We start from the raw sequence: 19,756 nt of genomic DNA on the forward strand, positions 1-19,756 counted from the left end.
CGGCCTCAGGAGCACAGGGCGACGTTGACGCCGCGGATGACGGCCTCCTCGGCCTCCGGGCCGAAGTCCTTGTCGCCGATGGTGAACGACAGCTGGACGCGGGCCGACAGGTCGCGGGTGGTGGCCGCGAGGGTGGCGTAGCCGGGGATGCCGGCGCCGTGACCCCACAGGTCGAGGTCGTTGTCGTTCTGCAGCTTCATGATGCCCAGGCCGTAGCCGATGCCCATCGGGAGGTTCTCGATCATCTCCGGGGGCAGCGGCGTGGTCATCTCGGTGAACTCCGGCTCCTCCAGCAGCTTCCCGCTGAACAGGGCCGAGAAGAAGGTGTCCAGGTCGCGGGTGGTGGAGATGATCTCGCCCGCGCAACCGGCCTCGGAGGGGTTCATCAGCGTGACGTCCACCGCCTCGCCGCCGATCTGCATGTAGCCGCGGGCGTGCGGGCCGGGGATGTTCGGGTCGTCGCCCGGCAGCACCGTCTCCGTCAGCTGCAGCGGCTCCAGCACCCGCTCGGTGATCTCGGTGCGGTAGGAGCGTCCGGTGACCTTCTCGATGAGCAGGCCGATGATGAAGTAGTTGGTGTTGCAGTACGCGAACCTGGAGCCCGGCTCGAACTCCAGCGGCTTGGCCGCGGCGATGGCGATCAGGTCGGTCGGCTCGTAGTGCTTGTAGCGGTCGCGCAGGAACCGCTCACCCGGCTTCTGGAACGAGTCCGAGTAGTTGTACAGGCCGCTGGTGTGCTGCATCAGATTACGGATGGTGATCTTCTCGCCGTGCGGCAGCAGGCCGGGCAGGTAGCTCTCCACCGTGTCGTCGAGGACGATCTTGCCTTCGGCGACCAGCTGGAGCACCACCACCGACACGAACGGCTTGGTGATGCACGAGATCCGGAAGCGGCCGTCGGCCGGCACCGGCCGGTCGGTGCCCAGCTCGGCGATGCCCGAGGTCACGACGAACGCTTCGTCACCGCGGGCGACCCGGAACTGGACGCCCGCCGCCCCTGCCTGGACGAGGCGGTCCGCCGCGCCCTGCACAGCCTCCTGAAGAGCCGAAACCGCCGGCCGGCCGACCGTTGTCTGCGTCATCTCGCACAACCCCCATCGGGTAGCAGTCGTTTACACGTCCGGTCGAGCCTGTCCGCGCCCCGTGGAGGTACGCCGGAGGCTCGTTGGAGCCGAAGCGACATGCGGAACGGGTTGCTCTCCTTTTGGTGGCGGAGCGTGTAGAGTCGATCACTCTAGTCAAACTTGATCAGCACACTGGGGGCGAACCATGACCCTTCCCGCCGACACCGGCTACGTTCCGACCGCGCAGGACCGCGCCTCCCTCGACGCGTGGTTCACCAAGTACGACTCCCACTGCACCGCCTGCCGTATCGAGGACATGGCCGACATGGCCGCCTTCCCGCTCAACCTCGTCAGCGACGACTCCCAGGGCAACGGCCGCTCCGCGCAGTGGGACCGGCGCCAGTTCGTCGAGACCATGAAGCACGTCATGGGGGAGGGGGCCTCCTTCACCTCCACCCGCACCCCGGTCTTCCTCTCCGCCGCGATGGCGGTGGTCTTCACCGACTGCACCATGACCGTGGACGGCGAGACCCGGCGCATGCACTACGCGGACGTCCTCATCAGGAAGGACGGCACCTGGGCCTTCCAGACCATGATCCAGGGCGGCTGGGGCGACAACCTCTGACCCCGGCCCGCCCGCCGCTCCTCAGCGGACCTTCGACCGCGCTGCGAGCGGCTGCGGACAGACTCGGGGCGTCCGCCGCATCAGTGTGAGGAGACCGGCCGTGCCATCACGCACCACCGCCCCCGTCGTTGCCCCCGCGCCGCCGCCCGCCCGGGCGGCCGAGGTCGCCGACGGCGTCCACGTCTTCGTCCAGCCGCCCGGCGGATGGTGCCTGAACAACGCCGGCGTGATCGTCTCCGAAGGCCAGAGCGTCCTCGTCGACACCGCCGCGACCGAGTCCCGGGCCCGCGCCCTGCGGGAAACCGCGCTGCGGTTGAACCCGGCCGCCCCGAAGGCCGTCGTCAACAGCCACTTCCACGGCGACCACGCCTTCGGCAACTTCCTCTTCCCCGAGGCGCTGGTCATCGGCCATGAGCGCACCCGGTCGGAGATGATCGCCGCCGGCCTGCACCTGACGGGCCTGTGGCCCGACGTGGACTGGGGCGCCATAGAGCTGGTGCCGCCGACCGTCACCTACCGGGACGCCCTCACCCTGCACGTCGGATCGGTGCGCGCCGAGGTGGTGCACGTGGGGCCGCGCGCCCACACCTCCAACGACTCCGTCGTATGGCTGCCCGAGCAGCGGGTCCTGTTCACCGGGGACCTGGTGATGGCGGGGGTGAGCCCGTTCTGCCTGATGGGATCGATCGCGGGCTCCCTGGCAGCCCTGGAGCGGCTCCGCGCGTTCGGGGCGACCACCGTCGTCCCCGGCCACGGCCCGGTCTCGGGCCCCGAGGTCTTCGACACCGTGGAGGGGTACCTGCGGCTGGTCCGGGAGCTGGCCGAACAGGGCCGCGCCGCCGGCCTCACCCCGGCCGAGACCGCCCGGGAGGCCGACCTCGGGCCGTACGCCGGCCTCCTCGACCCCGAGCGCCTGGTGCCCAACCTGCACCGGGCCTTTGCGGAACTGGCCGGCACCGGCGCCGCGGAACCGCTCCCGATGCCCGTCATGCAGACGGCGCTGCGCGAGATGATCGAATACAACGGCGGCCTTCCCCGCTGCCTCGCCTGAGACCCGCAACACGGCAACCCCCCGGGGCACCGGGCCGTCCTCGGCGCGGGCCCGAAGCGCCCCCAGGGCCGGCCGGTCCGGCCGCAGGGCCCGGGCGCAGGCGAGGCGGCCTTCCCCGCTGCCTCGCCTGAGACCCGCAACACGGCAACCCCCCGGGGCACCGGGCCGTCCTCGGCGCGGGCCCGAAGCGCCCCCAGGGCCGGCCGGTCCGGCCGCGGGGCCGGGGGCGCAGGCGCGCGACGTAACGCATCGCCGGCCCGCCCCCCTCGCGGCCGCCGAGGCTCAGCCGCCGGCCCCTGAGGCCGCCGTACGCCGGATCCGCGCGAGCAGGTCCGCCTGGGCCAGCAGCTCCGCCTCGTCGCCGGCGCCGGCCGGCCGGCCGTGGACGGCGGCGGCGAACGCGGTGAGGGACGCCGCCGCCTGGTCCTCGGCCGGCAGGGTCACCGTCTCGGTGCCCGAGGCCCGCTCGAGAAGGAGCACGGGGCGGTGGTCGGCGGCCGGGGTGAACGCCCGGTCCACCGTGATCCGCCCTTCGCTGCCCCACAGTTCGTAACGCGACCGGTAGGCATGCTCCATACCGAAGGTCAGCTGCGCGCTGACACCGTCGGCACGGCGCAGCAGAACCGCACCGGAGGTCTCCACCCGCCGCCCCGGCGCCACCGACAGCACCGCGCCGGCCACGTCGAGCTCCGTGCCGAGCAGGTGCACCGCGGCCCGCACCGGGTACAGGCCGATGTCGGCAAGACACCCGCCGCCCAGCTCCGGGTCATACCGGATGTCCCCCTCCACGGGCGCGGGCACCGTGAACGCGCTGTGCAGCGCGCGCAGCTCCCCGATCGCCCCGTCGGCCAGCAGCCGGCGCACCACCGCGTGCTGGCCGTGGTGGACGAACATCGTGTTCTCGCGCAGCACCAGGCTGAGGGCCCGGGCCCGCTCCAGCAGCGCGCGGGTCCGCGCCGGATCCGTCGTCAGCGGCTTCTCCGCCAGCACGTGCTTGCCGGCGGCCAGGGCCGCCTCGACCCATTCGGCGTGCAGCGCGGCCGGCAGCGGCAGATACACGGCGTCCAGCGAAGGATCGGCGAGCAGCTCCGCGTATCCGGTGACCGGCCGCGCCCCGTAGGGCGCCGCCGTGGCCGCGGCCCGGCCGGCCGACCGGCTGGCGACGGCGCGGATCTCCACGGCGCGATGGGCGGCCATCGCGGGCAGCATCCGGCGGCGCGCGAACTCGGCGCAGCCGAGCACGCCCAGGCGCAGGACCGGACCGGCGGCCCGGCCTGTGTCGTGCGCGGGCGACGCGGCCGGGACCCCGTCAAAGAGAACAGGCATGGCCGTACTCCAGTCGTCCTCGGTCGGGCTCGAACGCGCCCACGGTGGCCGGGGTGGCTCGATCCCTTCTCGATCCCGGCTCGATCCCGGATCGAGAAGGGGGCGAGCGGCGTCGGTGAGGCTGGCTGGCGGCCGCTGCGGCTGTCGCGGCCGACCCGACGAGAGGGCCCGCATGTTCTCCAGCACGACGGACTTCCACCGCTGGTTCGAACAGGCCTGCCAGGCGCAGGCGTGTGAGGTGACGAAGGTCCCCCTGGACCGGCTCGACGGCTGGTCGCTGGAGGAGGGGACCGGGAACCTGGTCCACCGCAGCGGCCGGTTCTTCTCCGTCCAGGGGCTCGACGTCACGCGTTCGGGCCGCTCCGTGGACGCCTGGCAGCAGCCGATCCTCGTCCAGCCGGAACAGGGCATCCTCGGCATCCTGGTCAAGGAGTTCGGGGGAGTCCCGCACTGCCTGCTCCAGGCGAAGATGGAGCCGGGCAACGCCCTTCCGGTCCAGCTCTCCCCGACCGTCCAGGCCACCCGCAGCAACTACACCGGAGTGCACGGCGGCCGCCCGGTGCCCTACCTCGACCACTTCCTCACACCGGGCCGCGGCCGGGTCCTCGCCGACGCCCTGCAGTCCGAGCAGGCCTCCTGGTTCCTCGCCAAACGCAACCACAACATGATCGTGCAGACCGACGAGGACATCCCCCTCCTGGACGAGTTCTGCTGGCTGTCCTTCGACCAGATCGCCGAACTGCTGCAGACCGACGACCTGATCAACATGGACACGCGTACGGTGCTCTCCGGCGCCGTCGGCCTGCGCCGGCCCGCCGGGACCACCCGTGCCGTGCCCGACCCGGACTCGTTCCACGGCGCGCTGGCCGCCTCGTGGGAGCCACAGGGCAGGCGCCTGCACGACACCACCGCACTGCTGCGGCACCTGGCGCTGGCCAAGGAGCGCTGCACCCTCACCCGCCGGCTCATCCCCCTGGCCGACACCGCGAGATGGTCGATGCGCGACGGGGTCATCACCCACGACGACGGCCGCCACTTCACCGTGCTCGGCGTACGGGTGGAGGACTCCAACCGGGAGGTGCCCGGCTGGTCCCAGCCCATGTTCATGCCGAACAGCCAGGGCGTGGCGGCCTTCCTGGCGAAGCGGGTGAACGGAGTGCTGCACCTGCTCGTGCAGACCCGCGTGGAGACCGGAGCGCCGGCCCGCGTCGAACTGGCCCCGACCGTGCAGTGCCAGCCCGCCGACTACGGCCCCGGCGCGCAGGACGGCCAGGATCCCGCACCCCGTCTGGAGTTCCTGGACACGGTGCTGTCCGCCCGGCCCGACCGGATCCGGTTCGACACCGTGCAGTCCGAGGAAGGCGGGCGCTTCTACCACGCCCGCATCCGCTACGCGCTCGTCGAGACGGACGAGGACTTCCCGCTCCAGGTGCCGCCGGAATTCACCTGGATGACCGTGCGCCAGCTCATCGGGTTCGTCCGGCACGGAAGCCACCTGAACGTGGAGGCGCGCACGCTTCTCGCCCTGCTCGGCTTCCTGCCCACCGGCCACACCGCCGCCCCGGCCGCAGTCCCCACGCGGCAGCCGGCCGGGACGGCCCTGGCTCACGCGTAGCTGCCGGTGACCGCCAGACAGTCCTCGTACCGCGGGAGCATGCCCAGCTCGCGGGCCTCGGCCAGCCCGACGGCGTGGGCGTCCCGCTCCGAGAGGGTCAGCGCGAGGCCCTCGGGCCAGGGCAGGGCGAGGGCCGGGTCGAACGGGTCGAGGGACTGCTCCAGTCCCGGCCGGTAGGGGGACGACACCAGATAGGACATCACCGTGTCGTCCTCCAGCGCCACGAAAGCGTGCCCCACCCCGACCGGCAGGTAGACGGAGTGGAAGGACTCCGTGTCCATCTCCACCGTGTCCCAGACACCGAACGTGGGGGAGCCCAGCCGCAGGTCGATCACGAAATCCATCGCTCGGCCCCGCGCGCAGTGCACGTACTTCGCCTGGCCGGGCGGGGTGGTTGTGAAGTGCACCCCGCGCAGCACCCCCCGCGCCGACCGGTTGTGGTTCGTCTGCACGACGGGCATCGAGTGGCCCACGGCCCGGACGAACTCCTCGCCTTGGAGCGGAGAGGTGAATATCCCGCGCTCATCATGGTGCACCCGCGGCGTGAACTCGAAAGCGCCCTCGACCGCCAGCGCCCGCACGGTGATCGGCGCGGCATGGTCCGGCGCGGTGCGCCCATCGGTCTTCATCTGGCCTCCTGGGAAGGGATGTGAGGCATGGCTGCGACCCGCCCAGTCTGGGGAACACCTCTCGAGCCACGGTCGACACAAGGCCCCGGCCCGGCGGCTCCAGCGGTACCCGAGCCGTACTGCGGCCGCAGCCCCGAGCATCGGCGGCAGTACGCGGGCGGGGTGAGCGCCCCACCGGAAAACAGCCACCGAGAAAGGTGAACGATGACCGTTCCCAGCCGCCGGAGCTTCGTCTCCGGCACTCTCACGGCGGGCGCCACCGCCGGGCTCGCCGCCGTCGGTATCGTCCCCGCCCACGCCCAGGACGCCCCCGCCCCCGCGACTCCCCCCGCCTCCGGGGGCGCAGGGGCGCTCGTCACCCCCGACGACCCGCGATACGCCTCCCTGTCGACGCGTGGCAGCAACAAGCTGTTCACCGCGCGACCGGACGCCTTCCGGCTCGTCACCACCACCGCCGAGGCAGTGCGCGCGGTCGGCGACGCCGTCCGCGCGGGCAAGCGGATCGCGGTCCGCAGCGGAGCCCACTGCTACGAGAACGTCGCCGGCGACCCGGCCGTCCGCCTCGTCCTCGACCTCGGCCAGATGAACGCCGTCACCTACGACGCCCGCCGCCGCGCCTTCATGGTCGAGGCCGGCGCCCAGCTGATGGACGTGTACAAAAAGCTCCACCACGGCTGGGGCGTGACCCTGCCCGGCGGCACCAGCGCGACCGTGGGCATGGGCGGCCACATCGCCGGCGGCGGCTACGGCGCACTCTCACGCGCCTTCGGCCTGGCCGCGGACCACCTGTACGCCGTCGAAGTGGTCGTCGTCGACGCCGCCGGCCGGGCCCGCGCGGTCGTCGCGACCCGGGAGCGAAAGGACCCGCGCCGCGACCTGTGGTGGGCCCACACCGGAGGCGGCGGCGGCAACTTCGGCCTCGTCACCCGCTACTGGTTCCGCTCACCGGACGCCCCCCGCCACTGCTCCGACCCGTCCCGGCTGCTGCCCCGCCCGCCCGGCGACGTCCTGGCCGGCATGGTCCGCTTCCCGCGCGAGGGCATGGACCGGGCCTCGTACCGCCGCCTGATCCGCAACCACGGCCGCTGGCACGAGCACAACAGCGACGCCGGCTCTCCGTACGCCGGACTGTACAGCGGGCTGGTCTTCTACGGCCGCCCCCAAACCGGCGACCCCGGCCCGGCGGCCAACTGCTACGCCTACATGGACGGCACCCGGCCGGACGCCGAGCGCCTGCTCCGGGACTACCTGCGCGCCGTCACCGACGGCGTGGGCGGGTCCCCGCAGACCTCCGAGATCAGCAGCAAACCCTGGCTCACCGCGGCCGAGTACCTGGCCGGAGCACAAGACAGCGACGTCGGCCGCCACAAGCTCAAGTCGGCGTACCTGCGCCGCGGTCACAACGACGCCCAGGCCGACATCCTCTACACCTACCTCAACAGCACCGGCAACCGGCACGACCTCGCCAACGTGACCTTCCAGTCCTACGGCGGCCGGATCAACACGGTCGCCGACGGCGCCACCGCCTCCCCGCACCGCGACTCGGTCATCAAGGCGATCTACATGAACACCTGGCAGGACCCCGACGCGGACGCCGCGGCCGTCGACTGGCTGCGCCGCCTTTACCGCGACGTGTTCGCGGCGACCGGAGGCGTCCCGGTACCGGGACGCCGCGACACCGACGGCTGCTACATCAACTACCCCGACATCGACATGGCCGACCCGCGGTGGAACACCTCCGGGGTGCCCTGGCACCACCTCTACTACAAGGACGCCTACCCGCGGCTCCAGCGGATCAAGGCCGCCTGGGACCCCCGCGACGTCTTCAGCCACACGCTGTCCATCAGGGCGGAGCACGTCCGATGAAGGTCCTGTTCGTCTCCTTCCCGCACAACACCCACTACTTCTCGATGGTGCCGCTGGCCTCCGCGCTGCGGACCGCCGGCCACGAGGTCCGGGTGGCCAGCCACCCCGACCTGACCGACCAGATCACCGCGGCCGGCCTGACCGCCGTGCCCGTCGGCGTCACCGGCTGGTACGTCAACGACCCGTGGGCGCCCGACCTCCTCGGCCAGATCCTCGAAGAGGGTTCCGCACTCGTGCAGGGCTTCGACTTCACCGGCGAGGACCGCTCCCAGTGGACCCACGAGTCGCTGCTCGCCCTGGAAGCCGTCGCGGTGCCCGCCCTGTACGCCTCGGTGAGCAACGACCCGATGCTCGACGACCTCGTGGCCTACGCCCGGCACTGGCGCCCCGACCTGGTCGTCTGGGAGCAGCACACCTTCGCCGGCCCGGTCGTCGCCCGCGCCGCGGGAGCCGCGCACGCCCGCCTGCTGCACGGCATGGACATCACCGTCCGGGCCCGGCAGCAATTCCTCCGCCTGAACGCGGCGCTGCCACCCGGCACCGCCCAGGACCCCACCGCGGAGTGGCTGGGCCGGGTGATGGACCGGTACGAGCCCGGACTCGGCTTCGACGAGGAGATGGTCACCGGCCAGTGGACCGTGGACATCACCCCGCCCAGCTCCCGCTTCGACCTCGGCCTGCCCACGGTCGGCGTGCGCTACATCCCGCACAACGGCGCCAGCGTGGTACCGGACTGGCTGCGGGCACCGGCCGAACGGCCCCGCCTCTGCCTGACCCTGGGAGTCTCCGGCGAGATCGACCACGCCTCGTTCTCCTTCGCCGCGGTCCTCGACGCGCTCGCCGACGTGGACGCCGAGATCGTCGCCACCCTCGGCGCGCAGGCCCGTGAAGACCTCGGCACCGTCCCCGGCAACGCCCGTCTGGTCGACTTCGTACCGCTCAACGACCTGCTGCCCACCTGCTCGGCGGTCGTCCACCACGGCGGCATCGGCACCCGCTCCACGGCCGAACTCCACGGCGTGCCCCAGATCCTGCTCCCCTACGGCTGGGACACGGTCGCCAAAGCCCGCCGGGTGGAGGAGCTGGGGTACGGGCTGTGCCTGCCCGCCCACGAGCTGACCGTGGACGGGCTGCGCGCCGCGGTTGTGCGGCTGCTGGAGGAACCCTCCTTCACCGAGGCGGCCGCGAAGACACGCGCCGAGATCCTCGCCGAGCCGACGCCGAACGACATCGTGCCGGTCCTGGAGCGGATGGCGGCCTCGGCCCGTCAGACGACCGAGGCGCCACCGTCGACCGCCACCACCGCGCCGCTGATGTAGCCCGCCTCGGGCCGTGTCAGCCGGACGATCCACCACGCCACGTCCTCGGGCCGGCCCACCCGGCCCGAGGGCGTGCGGGCAGCCGCCTCCGCCTGGTGGCGGGCGATGTCCTCGGCACTCCAGCCCATGCGCTCGCCGATCCCCGTGTCGGTCTCGCCCGGGGCGACGCCCACGGCCCGGACGCCGCGCGGCGCGAGCTCCACCGCCCAGGTGCGGACCAGGAAGTCCAACGCGACCTTGGTGGCCCCGTACACGGACAGCCCGGGAAACGCCCGGCGGCCCAGCACGGCCGCGGTGCCCACACACACCACCGTGCCGCCGGCCGCCTCCAGGGCAGGCAGCGCCGCCTGCGTCAGGAACAGCGGCGCCAGGAGGTTCGTCTCCACCTGGGTCCGCGCGTGCCCGCGGGTGAGGGACCCGGCCGGCTCGGGCAGCACGACCGCGGCGTTGTGCACGAGCACGTCGATCCGGCCGGAGGACTCCACCGCCGCGGCCACGATGCGCTCCGCGGCGCCCGGCGCCGTGATGTCGGCCGTCAGGGTCCGGATCCCGACGTGCCCGGCCGCCGTCTCCGCGAGGGTCTGCGCGGTGCGCCCCACGACCAGGACCTCGGCACCGCCGGCGGCGAAGGCCCGCGCGGTCGCCCGCCCGATGCCCGTACCGCCCCCGGTGACGACGACCGTGCGCCGTGCCGCACCACTGCTGAGGGAATGCGTCATACCCGCGGACGCTAGCCACCCGCACTCGAAGGCGGCTCTAGCGCCCGTTGGGAAGGTGGCCGGGCCGAAAGCGCCGGCCGGACCGCACCCTCGCACGGCCGGTTCCCCCAGATCCCCGGCACCCGTTCCACCCACGCTCCGCCGATTCCGGGCGGACCCCTGTAGCACCCTTCCAGGAGGCAAGGCATGTCCGTGCACACGTCGGAACTCTCGGCGCCCCGGCCGTCACCGGCGGCACCCAGGCGCGGTGCGGTACGTGCGGGCACCGCCCTGGCACTGCTCGCCGGCTGCAACGCGATGGTCCTGCTCGACGAGTCGATGGTGCAGATCGCCCTGCCCGGCATGAGCCAGGGCCTCGGCCTCACCCCCGTCGGCCTCGGCTGGGTCATCAACGCCTACCTGCTGGCCTTCGGCGGACTGCTCCTGCTCGGCGGACGCATGGGCGACCTGCTGGGCCGCCGCAAGGTCTTCCTCACCGGCGTCGCCCTGTTCACGGTGGCCGCCGCGCTGCGCGGCGCCGCCACATCCGGAGACCTCCTGATCGCCCTGCGGGCCCTCCAGGGCGTCGGCTCCGCCCTCGCCACGCCCAGCGCGCTGGCCCTGGTGCTGAGCATGTTCGGCGAAGAGAGCGCACGCAAGCGGGCGATCGCCCTCTACCTGGCGGTCGGCGCCGCCAGCACCGCCGGCGGGCTGCTGCTCGCGGGCACGCTCTCCTCGCTCAGCTCCTGGCGATGGGTGCTGCTGCTGAACGTGCCGCTCGGCCTGCTGATCCTGCTGCTGGTGCCGCTGGTGATCGACGAGACCCGGCCGAGCCGCGGCCGGTTCGACCTGACGGGGGCACTGGTGTCCACCGCGGGCGCCGTCTCCCTGGTGTTCGGCCTGACCCGGGCCGCCGAACACCCCTGGACGGACGTGACGGTCGCCGGCCCGGCCGCCGCCGGCCTGGCGCTGCTGCTCCTCTTCCTGGTCATCGAACGGCAGGCCCAGCAGCCCATCGTGGTACTGCGGCTGTTCAGCGACCGGAACCGTACCTGGGCGTACGTCGGCACCTTCGCCGTACAGGGCGCCCTGATCGGCACGGGCTTCTTCCTCGTCCAGTTCTTCCAGCAGTTCGCCGGCTACAGCCCCCTGCTCTCAGCCGTGGCCCTGACCCCGGTGGCCGCCGCGATGATCACCATGTCCGGTGCGGCGGTCTGGCTGGAGCGGCAGCTCGGGCCGCGCAAGCTGCTGCTGGCCGGCGCACTGCTGCTGATCACCTCGAACGTCTGGCTGTCCCGCCTGACCCCGGACTTCGGCTACTGGGGGAGTGTCCTGCCGGCGCTGCTGCTGTTCGGTTCCGGCATGGCCTTCTGCGTCGTCCCGTCCGCCATCCTCGCCACTTCCGGGCTGCACAGCGACGAAGCCGGCGCCGCCTCCAGCGTGCACAACGCACTGCAGACGGTCGGCGCCTCGCTGGGACTCGCGATCCTGGTGACCGTCGGCACCCACGCCGGCCGCGGCGCCGAACAGACCCTGCCGGCCGGAGCCTCGCCCGAGCAGGCCATGGGCCACGTGTTCGTGCAGAGCATGTCGGCCAGCTTCCTCGCCGGCGCCGGTTTCGCCGCGGCCGCCTTCCTCGCCGCCTTGTTCATCCGACCTCCCGGTGCCGCCGCCGCGCGCACCTCGAACTCTTGACAGACAGGAGAAACAACCGTGCGGTTCGGTTCCATGGCACGCTTCGGCGCCGTCGGCCTGATGTGGGGCATCAGCTACTTCTGGATCAAAATCGTCTTCCAGGGCCTGAACTCGGCACAGTTCAGCTTCTTCCGGATCCTGGTCGGCGCCGTGGCCATGCTCGGCGTGCTGCTCTTCAGCGGCACACGGCTGCCGCGCCGCCCCGCCACCTGGGGCCAGCTGGTCCTCATCGCCTTCCTGGCCAACGCACTGCCCGTACTGCTGGTCGAGCTCGTGGACGACGCCCTGGGCGCCGACGCGGGCATGGTCTCGGTGTTCAACGCGAGCGTGCCGCTGTGCGTGGTCGTGCTGTACCTGGTGCGCCGCCGCACCGGCCGCATCCCGGCCACCCTGGCGGCGGGCCTGCTCGTCGGCTTCGCCGGCGTCCTAATCCTGTACGCGCCCTGGAACGCCGGTGCCCAGTGGCTCTCGGCGGCCGCGGCCGTCAACGCCGTCGCGGCACTGGCCTACGGCTGGTCCATGCTGCTGATGGAGAAGCTGATGAAGCCGGCCGCCGAGGACGGCCAGGACATGCACCCCCTGGTGCTGGCCACCTCGCAGGCGGTCATCGGCGTCGGCTGGGCCGCGGCCAACCTGCCCAGCGGCGGCTTCGACCGCGCCCCGCAGTTCTCCGCGGCCGTCATCGGAGCCCTCCTCGTGCTCGGCATCCTCAACACCGGCCTGGTGTACATGTGCTTCGCCTGGCTGATCCGCGACGAGGGCGCGGCCAAGGCCTCCAGCGTGCTGTACGTCGTGCCCGTCGTCCTGACCGTGGGCATGGTGCTGCTGGAGAACTACCGGCTCACCGGGCGCGAGGTGCTCGGAATGGCGATCATCCTGGCCGGCGTGGCGCTCGCCCGGATCCCGCAGCGCGGCGCCACCGGCCCCGCCGTCGGCGGCCGCCCGGCGCGCTCCGTGGCCGAGCCGGCCCCCGCGGCCCGCTGACCCGGCCGGCCACCCCTACCGAAAAAGGGACCACACCTTGATCACCTTCATCAACCGCTTCACGGTCACCGGACCGACCGAGCAGTTCGAGCAGGCCTTCGACGAGACCTCCGTGTTCTTCACCGCCCAGCCGGGTTTCATCCGCCACCGCCTGATGCGCCACACCGACGACCCCCACGTGTACGCCAACCTCGCCGAATGGGAGGACGAGGAATCCTTCCGCAAGGCCCTGCGGCACCCCGAGTTCGCCGCCCACCGCGCGGCACTGAAGGCGCTCAGCACCAGTGACCCCAACCTCTACACCCCGCTGTACGAACGCTCCGCCTGAGGCCGCCCGGCGGGCCCCGGCAACCGCACACGAAAGACGCTCGGCCGGGAAACCCCGGCCGAGCGTTTTCTTCCCCACCGCCAACGGCCCGGTCACACCGCCCGCGTGCTGCCGCGACCTCGCGCATCCGCCCCCGGACGGCCCCTCGGCACGTGCCCGGGGCGGAGGTCAGAACAGGACCGGGACCTTCAGCAGGCCCCCCGTCACCGGCGTCCGCGGGCACCGCACCGCGGGGCCGGCCGCCCGCATCCGGGGACGGGCCGCGGCGAGCGCCGCCACCACCGTCTCGGCGACGATCTCGGCGAAGGGCTCCAGCGACACCCCGTACGGCGTGGGGACCAGCGGCCGCGGGCCGCCGGCCGCCCCGGCCCGGTCCGGGTCGAAGACGTCCGGCCGGTCGAAGACCTCCGGGTCCCGGTTGGCCGCACCGATCAGGACGGCCACCTGCTCCCCGGCCGCGATCGGCTGACCGGCCGCCTCCGTGTCCGCCGCCGCGGTGAACACGTGCACCTTCACCGGCGGGTCATGACGCAGCGTCTCCGCCACCACCGCGGCCGCCCCCTCCCGCCCCCGGCCGGCGAGCCACGCCCACCGCCCCGGCCCGGCGACCAGCGCACCCAGCGCCCCGGCGACGAGCTCCCGCGCGGCACGCACCTCCACCACAGCCCGCACCACGGCCGCCTCGCCCAGCAGCCCGCGCAGGGCGGCGACGGCGTCCGACAGCCGGGCGGCGTCCTCGTACGACGGCGGTGCCAGTGCCGCATCGAGCGCGGGGGCGGCCGCCGCGCAGGCCCGGGCCAGCCGCTCACGGTCCGCCCCGGCCAGACCGTGCAGGTCCGCCAACACCTCGACAGGGACCCGGGCGCAGACCTCGCCGACCAGGTCCACCTCCCCGCGCAGCCCCGCCAGGATGCGCTCACAAGCCCGCCCCGCCAGGGCCCGGACCCGGTCGGCTGCGGGCCGGCCCGCAGGATCCGGGGCGGGCAGTTGCCGGTCCCAGGCCACGGCCACCTGCGGCTGGGGCACAGCCGCGGACAGCGGGCCGCCGTCCGCCACCGGCAGGGCCAGCAGCTCGGCGGCCGTGGCGTACCGGGCGCTCACCCAGGTGCCCAGGCGGCTGCGCCACAGCGGCCCCGCCTCCCGGTTGCGGGCGTACGCCTCCCGCGGATCGGGGCCGTGGTGCCCACGCAGCAGCGCGGCGTACGGGTCGCCCTGCACCCCGTACAACCAGTGGATTCCCTGTACGAGCTGGAGCCGACGGCCCAGCTCCTTCTCCGCCACAACCATCTGGGGCTCCCCTCTTCCTCTCAGGCGCGTCCGCGCCGCGAGCACGGCGCAGGCTATGCGGGCACGGCGGAGGATCGGTCGAGCGCGGACCTCACCCACCGCTCCGCTCCGGCTCCAGAAGAGCTCCACCGGGCGCGGGGACGATCACCACTCGGTTGTCCCGTCGACCCGGAGGTGACGTCGGCCGTGCCGAACCCCAACACAACCGAGGATCCGGTGGCGAATGCGGCCGCGCTGCTTCGCAGCATGGTGCGCATCCGCTGCATCGAGGAGGAGCTGGCAGACCTCTACCGCGACGAGCAGGAGATGCGCACCCCGGTGCACTTCTCCGTCGGCCAGGAGGCCGCCGCCGTCGGGGTCTGCGCCGCCCTGCGCGAGGACGACCTCGTCTACACCGGACACCGCAGCCACGCCGCCTACCTCGCCAAGGGCGGTGACCTCACCGGCATGGTCGCCGAGCTCTACGGCAAGCAGACGGGCTGTTCGGCCGGGCGCGGCGGCTCCGTGCACCTGACCGACCGGGCCGTCGGCTTCGCCGGATCGGCCGCGATCCTCGGCGAAATGATCTCCGTGGCCACCGGTGCCGCCTGGGCCATGGCCACCCAGGGCTCCTCGCGGGTCGTGGTCACCTTCTTCGGGGACGGGGCATCCGAGGAGGGCGTCTTCCACGAATCCCTCAACTTCGCCGCGGTCCACCGCATCCCGGTCGTCCTCGTCTGCGAGAACAACTCCTACTCGATCTCCTCCCCACTCTCCGCCCGCCAGCCGGCGAACTCCGCGACCACCGGGATCACCGAGCGGGCCCGGGCGTACGGGATCGCCGCCGAGCGCGTCGACGGCAACGACGTCTCCCTCGTCCACGAGGCCACCTTGCGGGCCACCGCCCACTGCCGAGCCGGCCTGGGCCCCTACCTCCTGGAACTGGACACCTACCGCTGGCGCGAGCACGTCGGCCCGGGCTTCGACACCGGCATCGACCGCCCCGGACCCGAGGTCCGGGACTGGCTGGAGCGCTGCCCGGTCCGCCGGAGCACGGCGGCACTGCGCGCCGATGTACCGGACATCGAAGAGCACATCGCCCGCTGGGACGAGGAGTTCCGCGACGAGACCCGGCTCGCGGTCACCGCCGCCAAGGCAGCGCCCTTCCCCCACGTGGACCGGCTGACCGACGGAGCCTACGGGCGCCCGGCCGACGCGAGCTGACAGGAGATCACGATGAGCCGGAAGCTCACGTACTGGCAGGCCATCGCCGAGGGCACCGTCCAGGCGATGGAGGCCGACCCGAGCATCATCATCGCCGGGCAGAACGTCGACGACCACAAGGGCTCCTACGGCACCACCCGCCCGGCCTTCGAACGCTTCGGCGCACAGCGGGTGATCGACACCCCCAACAGCGAGAACGCCGTCGCCGGCATCTGCATCGGCGCCGCCGACCAGGGCCTGCGCCCCCTCGTGGTGCACACCCGGGCCGACTTCATGTTCCTGGCCATGGACGCGATGATCAACCTGGCCTCCAAGTGGCGCTACATGTACGGGGACAAGGGCGGCGTGCCGGTCGTCATGCGCGGCGTCGTCGGCCGCGGCTGGGGCCAGGGCGCCACCCACTCGCAGAGCCTGCACGCGACGTTCGGCCACTTCCCCGGCCTGTACGTCGCCGCCCCCGCCTGCCCGGCCGACGCCAAGGGCCTGCTGGCCTCCGCCCTGCGCACGGACACCCCCGTGGTGCTGATGGAGAACCGCTCGCTCTACCCGGTCGAGGGCGAGGTGCCCGAGGAACTCACACCCGTGCCCTTCGGGGTGGGCCGCATCGCCCGGCACGGCACCGACGTGACCGTGGTGGCCGCATCCCTGATGGTCCACGAGGCCGAACGCGCCGCCGACCTGCTCGCCGAGCAGGGCGTCAGCGTCGAGGTGGTGGACGTGCGCAGCATCCGGCCGCTGGACGAGGACATCATCTGCGAATCGGTCGCCCGGACCGGCCGCGTCGTGGTGGCCGACACCAGCTGGGCACGCTACGGCTTCTCGGCCGAGGTGGCCGCCGTGATCGCCGAACGCATCCCGGGCGAGCTGCGCGCACCGGTCCGCAGGATCACTCCCCCCGACTGCCCCGCCCCGGTGTCCTGGCCACTGGAGGAGGCGTTCCACCCCAGCGCCGCGAAGATCGCCGAAGCCTGCCTCGGCCTGGTGGGCTGGGACGGGACGACCGTGCCCGCCCTGACCGGGGTGGACGCCGGGTTCATCGGACCGTACTGATCCGGACCCCTCCAACGAAAGGAACGAGACGTGAAATCGAGCAATCCGGCCGTGGCCGCCGAAGGGCTCCGCAAGAGCTACGGCACGGCCCAGGTGCTCGACGGGCTCGATCTCGTCGTACCGCAGGCAACGGTGTGCGGGCTCCTGGGACCCAACGGTGCCGGCAAGACCACCACCGTCGGCATCCTCTCCACCCTGCTGTCCCCGGACCAGGGCCGCGCCGAGGTCGCCGGCTTCGACGTCACCCGGCAGGCGGCCCAGGTCCGCTACCGCATCGGACTCGTCGGCCAGCACGCGGCCGTCGACGAAGTCCTCAGCGGCCGCCAGAACCTGGTGATGTTCGGCCGGCTCTACCACCTGTCCCCGGCCCTCGCCCGCCGCCGCGCGGACGAACTGCTGGAACGCTTCCGCCTCACCGACACCGGAGGCAAACCGGTGAAGGACTACTCCGGCGGCATGCGCCGCCGCCTGGACCTGGCGGCGAGCATGGTGCTGGCCCCACCCGTACTGTTCCTCGACGAGCCGACCACCGGCCTCGACCCGCGCAGCCGCAACGAGGTCTGGGACGCGGTCCGTGCCCTGGTCGACGGCGGCACCACCGTGCTGCTCACCACCCAGTACCTGGAGGAGGCCGACCAGCTCGCCGACAGCATCTCGGTCATCGACACCGGGAAGGTCATCGCCGAGGGCACCCCGGAGCAGCTCAAGGCCCGCATCGGCGGCGACCGGATCGACATCGTGGCCCGCCGCGCCGACCAACTGGGCAACGCCGCCGCCGCCGTGGCCCGCATCGGCGAGTCGGACCCGGTCATGAACGAGGACACCCGGCAGGTCAGCGTCCAGGTCCGCGACCGCGCCACCGCCCTCGCCCACATCGTGCGCGCCCTGGACTCCGCCGGCATCGACGCCGAGGACATCGCCCTGCGCAGGCCCACCCTCGACGAGGTGTTCCTCCACCTCACCGGAACCGACCGGTCCTCACGGGCACACGCGGACGCCGGGCAGAAGCCGAAACCGGAGGTCGTGAAGGTATGAGCATCACCATCCCGGAGCCCCCCACCAGCCCGCTGTCGCGGCTGCGCTGGGCGCTCGCCGACGGCTGGACCGTCACTCTGCGCGGACTGACCCACTGGACCCGCGAACCCGGCACGGTCATCAGCGCAATGCTCTTCCCCGTGATGATGGTCCTGATGTTCGGCTACTTCTTCGGTGGCGCGATGCAGGTCCCGGGCGGCGGCGACTACCGCGAGTTCCTCATCCCGGGCATGTTCGTCATGACCATGGTTTTCGGGATGGGCGAGACGGTGGCCGCCGTCGCCGCCGACAAGAACCGCGGCGTCACCTCCCGCTTCCGCGCCATGCCGATGGCGCCCTCAGCCGTCCTCGTCGGCCGCTGCGTCACCGACATGCTCAACTCGGTGCTCGGCCTGGCCGTGCTGTTCGCGGTCGGCCTCCTCATGGGCTGGGACGCGCACGGCACCGCCGGCGAGACCGTGGGCGCGGTCGGCCTGCTCCTGCTGCTGCGCTTCGCCCTCACCTGGGTGGGCATCTACCTCGGGCTGCTCATGAAGGGCCCGGAAGGCATCACCATGGTGCAGACCCTCGAATTCCCCGTCGGCTTCCTGACCAGCGCCTTCGTCGCACCGGCCACGATGCCGGGCTGGCTCGGCACCCTCGCCGAGTGGAACCCGCTGTCCTCCACCGTCGCGGCCACCCGTGAACTGTTCGAGAACCCCGGCTGGGGCGGCGACTCCTGGATCGCGCAGCACGCCACCCTGATGGCCCTCGTCTGGCCCGCCGTGCTGTTCGCGGTCTTCTTCCCGCTGGCCGTCAACCGCTACCGCAACCTGACGAACTGACGCGGCAACGGGCCGGCCGCACGGCCGGCCCCCCCGCCCGCAGCACCCGCATCGACCTTTCCAGGAGAACCAGATGGCCCTGCGTCCCCGAGCCCTGGCGGCAGCCGCTGCGGCCGCGCTCATGCTGTCCCTGTCCGCAAACCCCACGGCCGCCGCCACCGCAGCGTCCGCCCACTCCGGCGGGCCGGCCAGGGCGAACTGCACGCCCTTCACCTCCCGGGTGGCCCCCACCGAGGACACCCCCGCCGACCAGTCGATCGCCGGCACGCTGTGCACCCCGCGCGGCACCCGCGCCGGCACGGTCCAACTGCTGGTGCACGGCGGCACCTACGACCGGGACTACTGGACCGTGCGAGGCCGCACCAACGGCCCCACCTACGTGGAGGCCGCCACCCGGGCCGGACACGCCACGCTGGCGTTCGACTGGCTGGGCACCGGCGCCAGCTCCGCTCCGCACAGCTCCCGCTTCACCGACACCACCCACGAGTGGGTGACCCTCCAGCTCATCCGCACCCTGCGCGAGCGCGGCTACCGCAAGGTCGTCCTGGTCGGCCACTCCCTGGGCGCGACGGTGTCCCGCATGGTCGCCGTCAAGCACCCCGACGCCGTCGACGGACTCGTCCTCACCGGCGAGGGCGCCCCGCCCAACCTGGCGGCGTTCGAGGAGATGTTCCACCTGTACATGCCCGCCGGACAGCACCCGCTGCTGGCCTGGCGGCGCCTCGACGACGGCTACCTCGCCCTGCGGACCGGCGCCAAGGCCGACTGGTTCTACGACCGCCGGACCACCGAACCGCACGTCATGCTGCGCGACGAACTCACGACCGAACCGAGCCTCTACCCCACCGACCCCGCCTACGGCGGCATCTCCCTCAACGGCCGGATCCGCGTTCCCGTCCTCGTCGTCGTCGGCCAGGACGACAAACTCATCTGCGGCGGCCAGGGCACCGACTGCTCCAGCCCAGCCGCCCTGAAGGCCGCCGCCGCACCCCTGTACGGACCCCAGGCCCGGCTGGAAACCCTCCTCATTCCAGCCACCGGGCACAGCCTCAACATGCACCGCACCGCACCCGCGTGGTACGCCTATGCGCAGGACTGGACGAAACGCCGTGTGAACGGCGGACGTTGACCGGACTGCCGAACCAGGGGGCGGAACA

Annotated in this window: 18 protein-coding genes; 13 read left to right on the forward strand and 5 right to left on the reverse strand. The window is 72.7% G+C overall.

What is annotated here, in order from left to right; translation table 11 throughout:
• Window positions 1-5: 5 nt before the first annotated feature.
• Window positions 6-1,082: a serine hydrolase domain-containing protein gene (locus ACIQHQ_RS31575; protein ID WP_402618406.1), complete on the reverse strand. Its 1,077-nt coding sequence runs from the start codon at window positions 1,080-1,082 to the stop codon at window positions 6-8.
• Window positions 1,083-1,269: 187 nt separating this feature from the next.
• Between ACIQHQ_RS31575 and ACIQHQ_RS31580 the strand changes: the two genes are divergently transcribed.
• Window positions 1,270-1,689 (forward strand): nuclear transport factor 2 family protein, encoded by a 420-nt coding sequence (locus ACIQHQ_RS31580; protein ID WP_402618409.1) that lies wholly within the window; start codon window positions 1,270-1,272, stop codon window positions 1,687-1,689.
• A 100-nt stretch (window positions 1,690-1,789) separates the two neighbouring features.
• Window positions 1,790-2,740 carry an MBL fold metallo-hydrolase gene (locus tag ACIQHQ_RS31585; protein ID WP_402618412.1) on the forward strand — a complete coding sequence of 317 codons (951 nt, stop codon included), beginning with the start codon at window positions 1,790-1,792 and terminating at the stop codon, window positions 2,738-2,740.
• Between the two features lie 282 nt (window positions 2,741-3,022).
• Here ACIQHQ_RS31585 and ACIQHQ_RS31590 read toward each other — a convergent pair whose 3' ends face one another.
• Window positions 3,023-4,066: a Gfo/Idh/MocA family protein gene (locus ACIQHQ_RS31590; RefSeq protein ID WP_402618415.1), complete on the reverse strand. Its 1,044-nt coding sequence runs from the start codon at window positions 4,064-4,066 to the stop codon at window positions 3,023-3,025.
• Between the two features lie 172 nt (window positions 4,067-4,238).
• Between ACIQHQ_RS31590 and ACIQHQ_RS31595 the strand changes: the two genes are divergently transcribed.
• Window positions 4,239-5,681 (forward strand): NDP-hexose 2,3-dehydratase family protein, encoded by a 1,443-nt coding sequence (locus ACIQHQ_RS31595; protein ID WP_402618418.1) that lies wholly within the window; start codon window positions 4,239-4,241, stop codon window positions 5,679-5,681.
• On the opposite strand, the gene ACIQHQ_RS31600 is transcribed toward ACIQHQ_RS31595, so the two are convergent.
• Window positions 5,672-6,310: a dTDP-4-dehydrorhamnose 3,5-epimerase family protein gene (locus ACIQHQ_RS31600; RefSeq protein WP_402618421.1), complete on the reverse strand. Its 639-nt coding sequence runs from the start codon at window positions 6,308-6,310 to the stop codon at window positions 5,672-5,674. The genes ACIQHQ_RS31595 and ACIQHQ_RS31600 overlap by 10 nt on opposite strands.
• A 204-nt stretch (window positions 6,311-6,514) precedes the next feature.
• Between ACIQHQ_RS31600 and ACIQHQ_RS31605 the strand changes: the two genes are divergently transcribed.
• The gene (locus ACIQHQ_RS31605) at window positions 6,515-8,176 is read left to right on the forward strand and encodes an FAD-binding protein (protein WP_402618423.1); all 1,662 of its coding nucleotides are present in this window, start codon (window positions 6,515-6,517) and stop codon (window positions 8,174-8,176) included.
• The gene (locus tag ACIQHQ_RS31610) at window positions 8,173-9,495 is read left to right on the forward strand and encodes an activator-dependent family glycosyltransferase (RefSeq protein ID WP_402618426.1); all 1,323 of its coding nucleotides are present in this window, start codon (window positions 8,173-8,175) and stop codon (window positions 9,493-9,495) included. Before ACIQHQ_RS31605 ends, ACIQHQ_RS31610 begins: the two co-directional genes overlap by 4 nt.
• Here the strand turns inward: ACIQHQ_RS31610 and ACIQHQ_RS31615 are convergent.
• Window positions 9,444-10,214 (reverse strand): SDR family NAD(P)-dependent oxidoreductase, encoded by a 771-nt coding sequence (locus ACIQHQ_RS31615; RefSeq protein ID WP_402618429.1) that lies wholly within the window; start codon window positions 10,212-10,214, stop codon window positions 9,444-9,446. The genes ACIQHQ_RS31610 and ACIQHQ_RS31615 overlap by 52 nt on opposite strands.
• A gap of 186 nt (window positions 10,215-10,400) precedes the next feature.
• On the opposite strand from ACIQHQ_RS31615, the gene ACIQHQ_RS31620 reads away from it, so the two are divergent.
• From ACIQHQ_RS31620 to ACIQHQ_RS31630, 3 genes are read left to right on the forward strand one after another with little or no spacing between them, the layout of a single operon-like run.
• A complete protein-coding gene (locus tag ACIQHQ_RS31620) occupies window positions 10,401-11,888 on the forward strand; it encodes an MFS transporter (RefSeq protein ID WP_402618432.1) in 1,488 nt (495 codons plus the stop codon).
• Window positions 11,889-11,906: 18 nt separating this feature from the next.
• On the forward strand, window positions 11,907-12,872 hold the full coding sequence (locus ACIQHQ_RS31625) for a DMT family transporter (protein WP_402618435.1): 966 nt from the start codon (window positions 11,907-11,909) through the stop codon (window positions 12,870-12,872).
• A 37-nt stretch (window positions 12,873-12,909) separates the two neighbouring features.
• Window positions 12,910-13,200: an antibiotic biosynthesis monooxygenase family protein gene (locus ACIQHQ_RS31630; protein ID WP_402618437.1), complete on the forward strand. Its 291-nt coding sequence runs from the start codon at window positions 12,910-12,912 to the stop codon at window positions 13,198-13,200.
• Between the two features lie 168 nt (window positions 13,201-13,368).
• On the opposite strand, the gene ACIQHQ_RS31635 is transcribed toward ACIQHQ_RS31630, so the two are convergent.
• Complete coding sequence (locus ACIQHQ_RS31635; protein ID WP_402618440.1) at window positions 13,369-14,487, reverse strand: P450-derived glycosyltransferase activator; 1,119 nt, start codon at window positions 14,485-14,487, stop codon at window positions 13,369-13,371.
• Between the two features lie 186 nt (window positions 14,488-14,673).
• On the opposite strand from ACIQHQ_RS31635, the gene ACIQHQ_RS31640 reads away from it, so the two are divergent.
• The 5 genes from ACIQHQ_RS31640 to ACIQHQ_RS31660 all read left to right on the forward strand — a co-directional run bounded on the left by ACIQHQ_RS31640 (window position 14,674) and on the right by ACIQHQ_RS31660 (window position 19,728).
• Window positions 14,674-15,690, forward strand: coding sequence for a thiamine pyrophosphate-dependent dehydrogenase E1 component subunit alpha (locus ACIQHQ_RS31640; protein ID WP_402618442.1), 1,017 nt, complete (start codon window positions 14,674-14,676; stop codon window positions 15,688-15,690).
• A gap of 12 nt (window positions 15,691-15,702) precedes the next feature.
• The gene (locus ACIQHQ_RS31645) at window positions 15,703-16,740 is read left to right on the forward strand and encodes an alpha-ketoacid dehydrogenase subunit beta (RefSeq protein WP_402618444.1); all 1,038 of its coding nucleotides are present in this window, start codon (window positions 15,703-15,705) and stop codon (window positions 16,738-16,740) included.
• Between the two features lie 30 nt (window positions 16,741-16,770).
• A complete protein-coding gene (locus ACIQHQ_RS31650) occupies window positions 16,771-17,775 on the forward strand; it encodes an ATP-binding cassette domain-containing protein (RefSeq protein WP_402618446.1) in 1,005 nt (334 codons plus the stop codon).
• Complete coding sequence (locus ACIQHQ_RS31655; RefSeq protein WP_402618448.1) at window positions 17,772-18,599, forward strand: ABC transporter permease; 828 nt, start codon at window positions 17,772-17,774, stop codon at window positions 18,597-18,599. The genes ACIQHQ_RS31650 and ACIQHQ_RS31655 overlap by 4 nt, the downstream gene beginning before the upstream one ends.
• Before the next feature lie 73 nt (window positions 18,600-18,672).
• Entirely contained in the window at window positions 18,673-19,728 is a 1,056-nt protein-coding gene (locus tag ACIQHQ_RS31660) for an alpha/beta hydrolase (protein ID WP_402618451.1), read from the forward strand.
• The last annotated feature ends 28 nt before the right edge of the window (window positions 19,729-19,756 follow it).

The sequence above is a fragment of the Streptomyces sp. NPDC092370 genome (assembly GCF_044755265.1).
Taxonomy (GTDB): Bacteria; Actinomycetota; Actinomycetes; order Streptomycetales; family Streptomycetaceae; genus Streptomyces.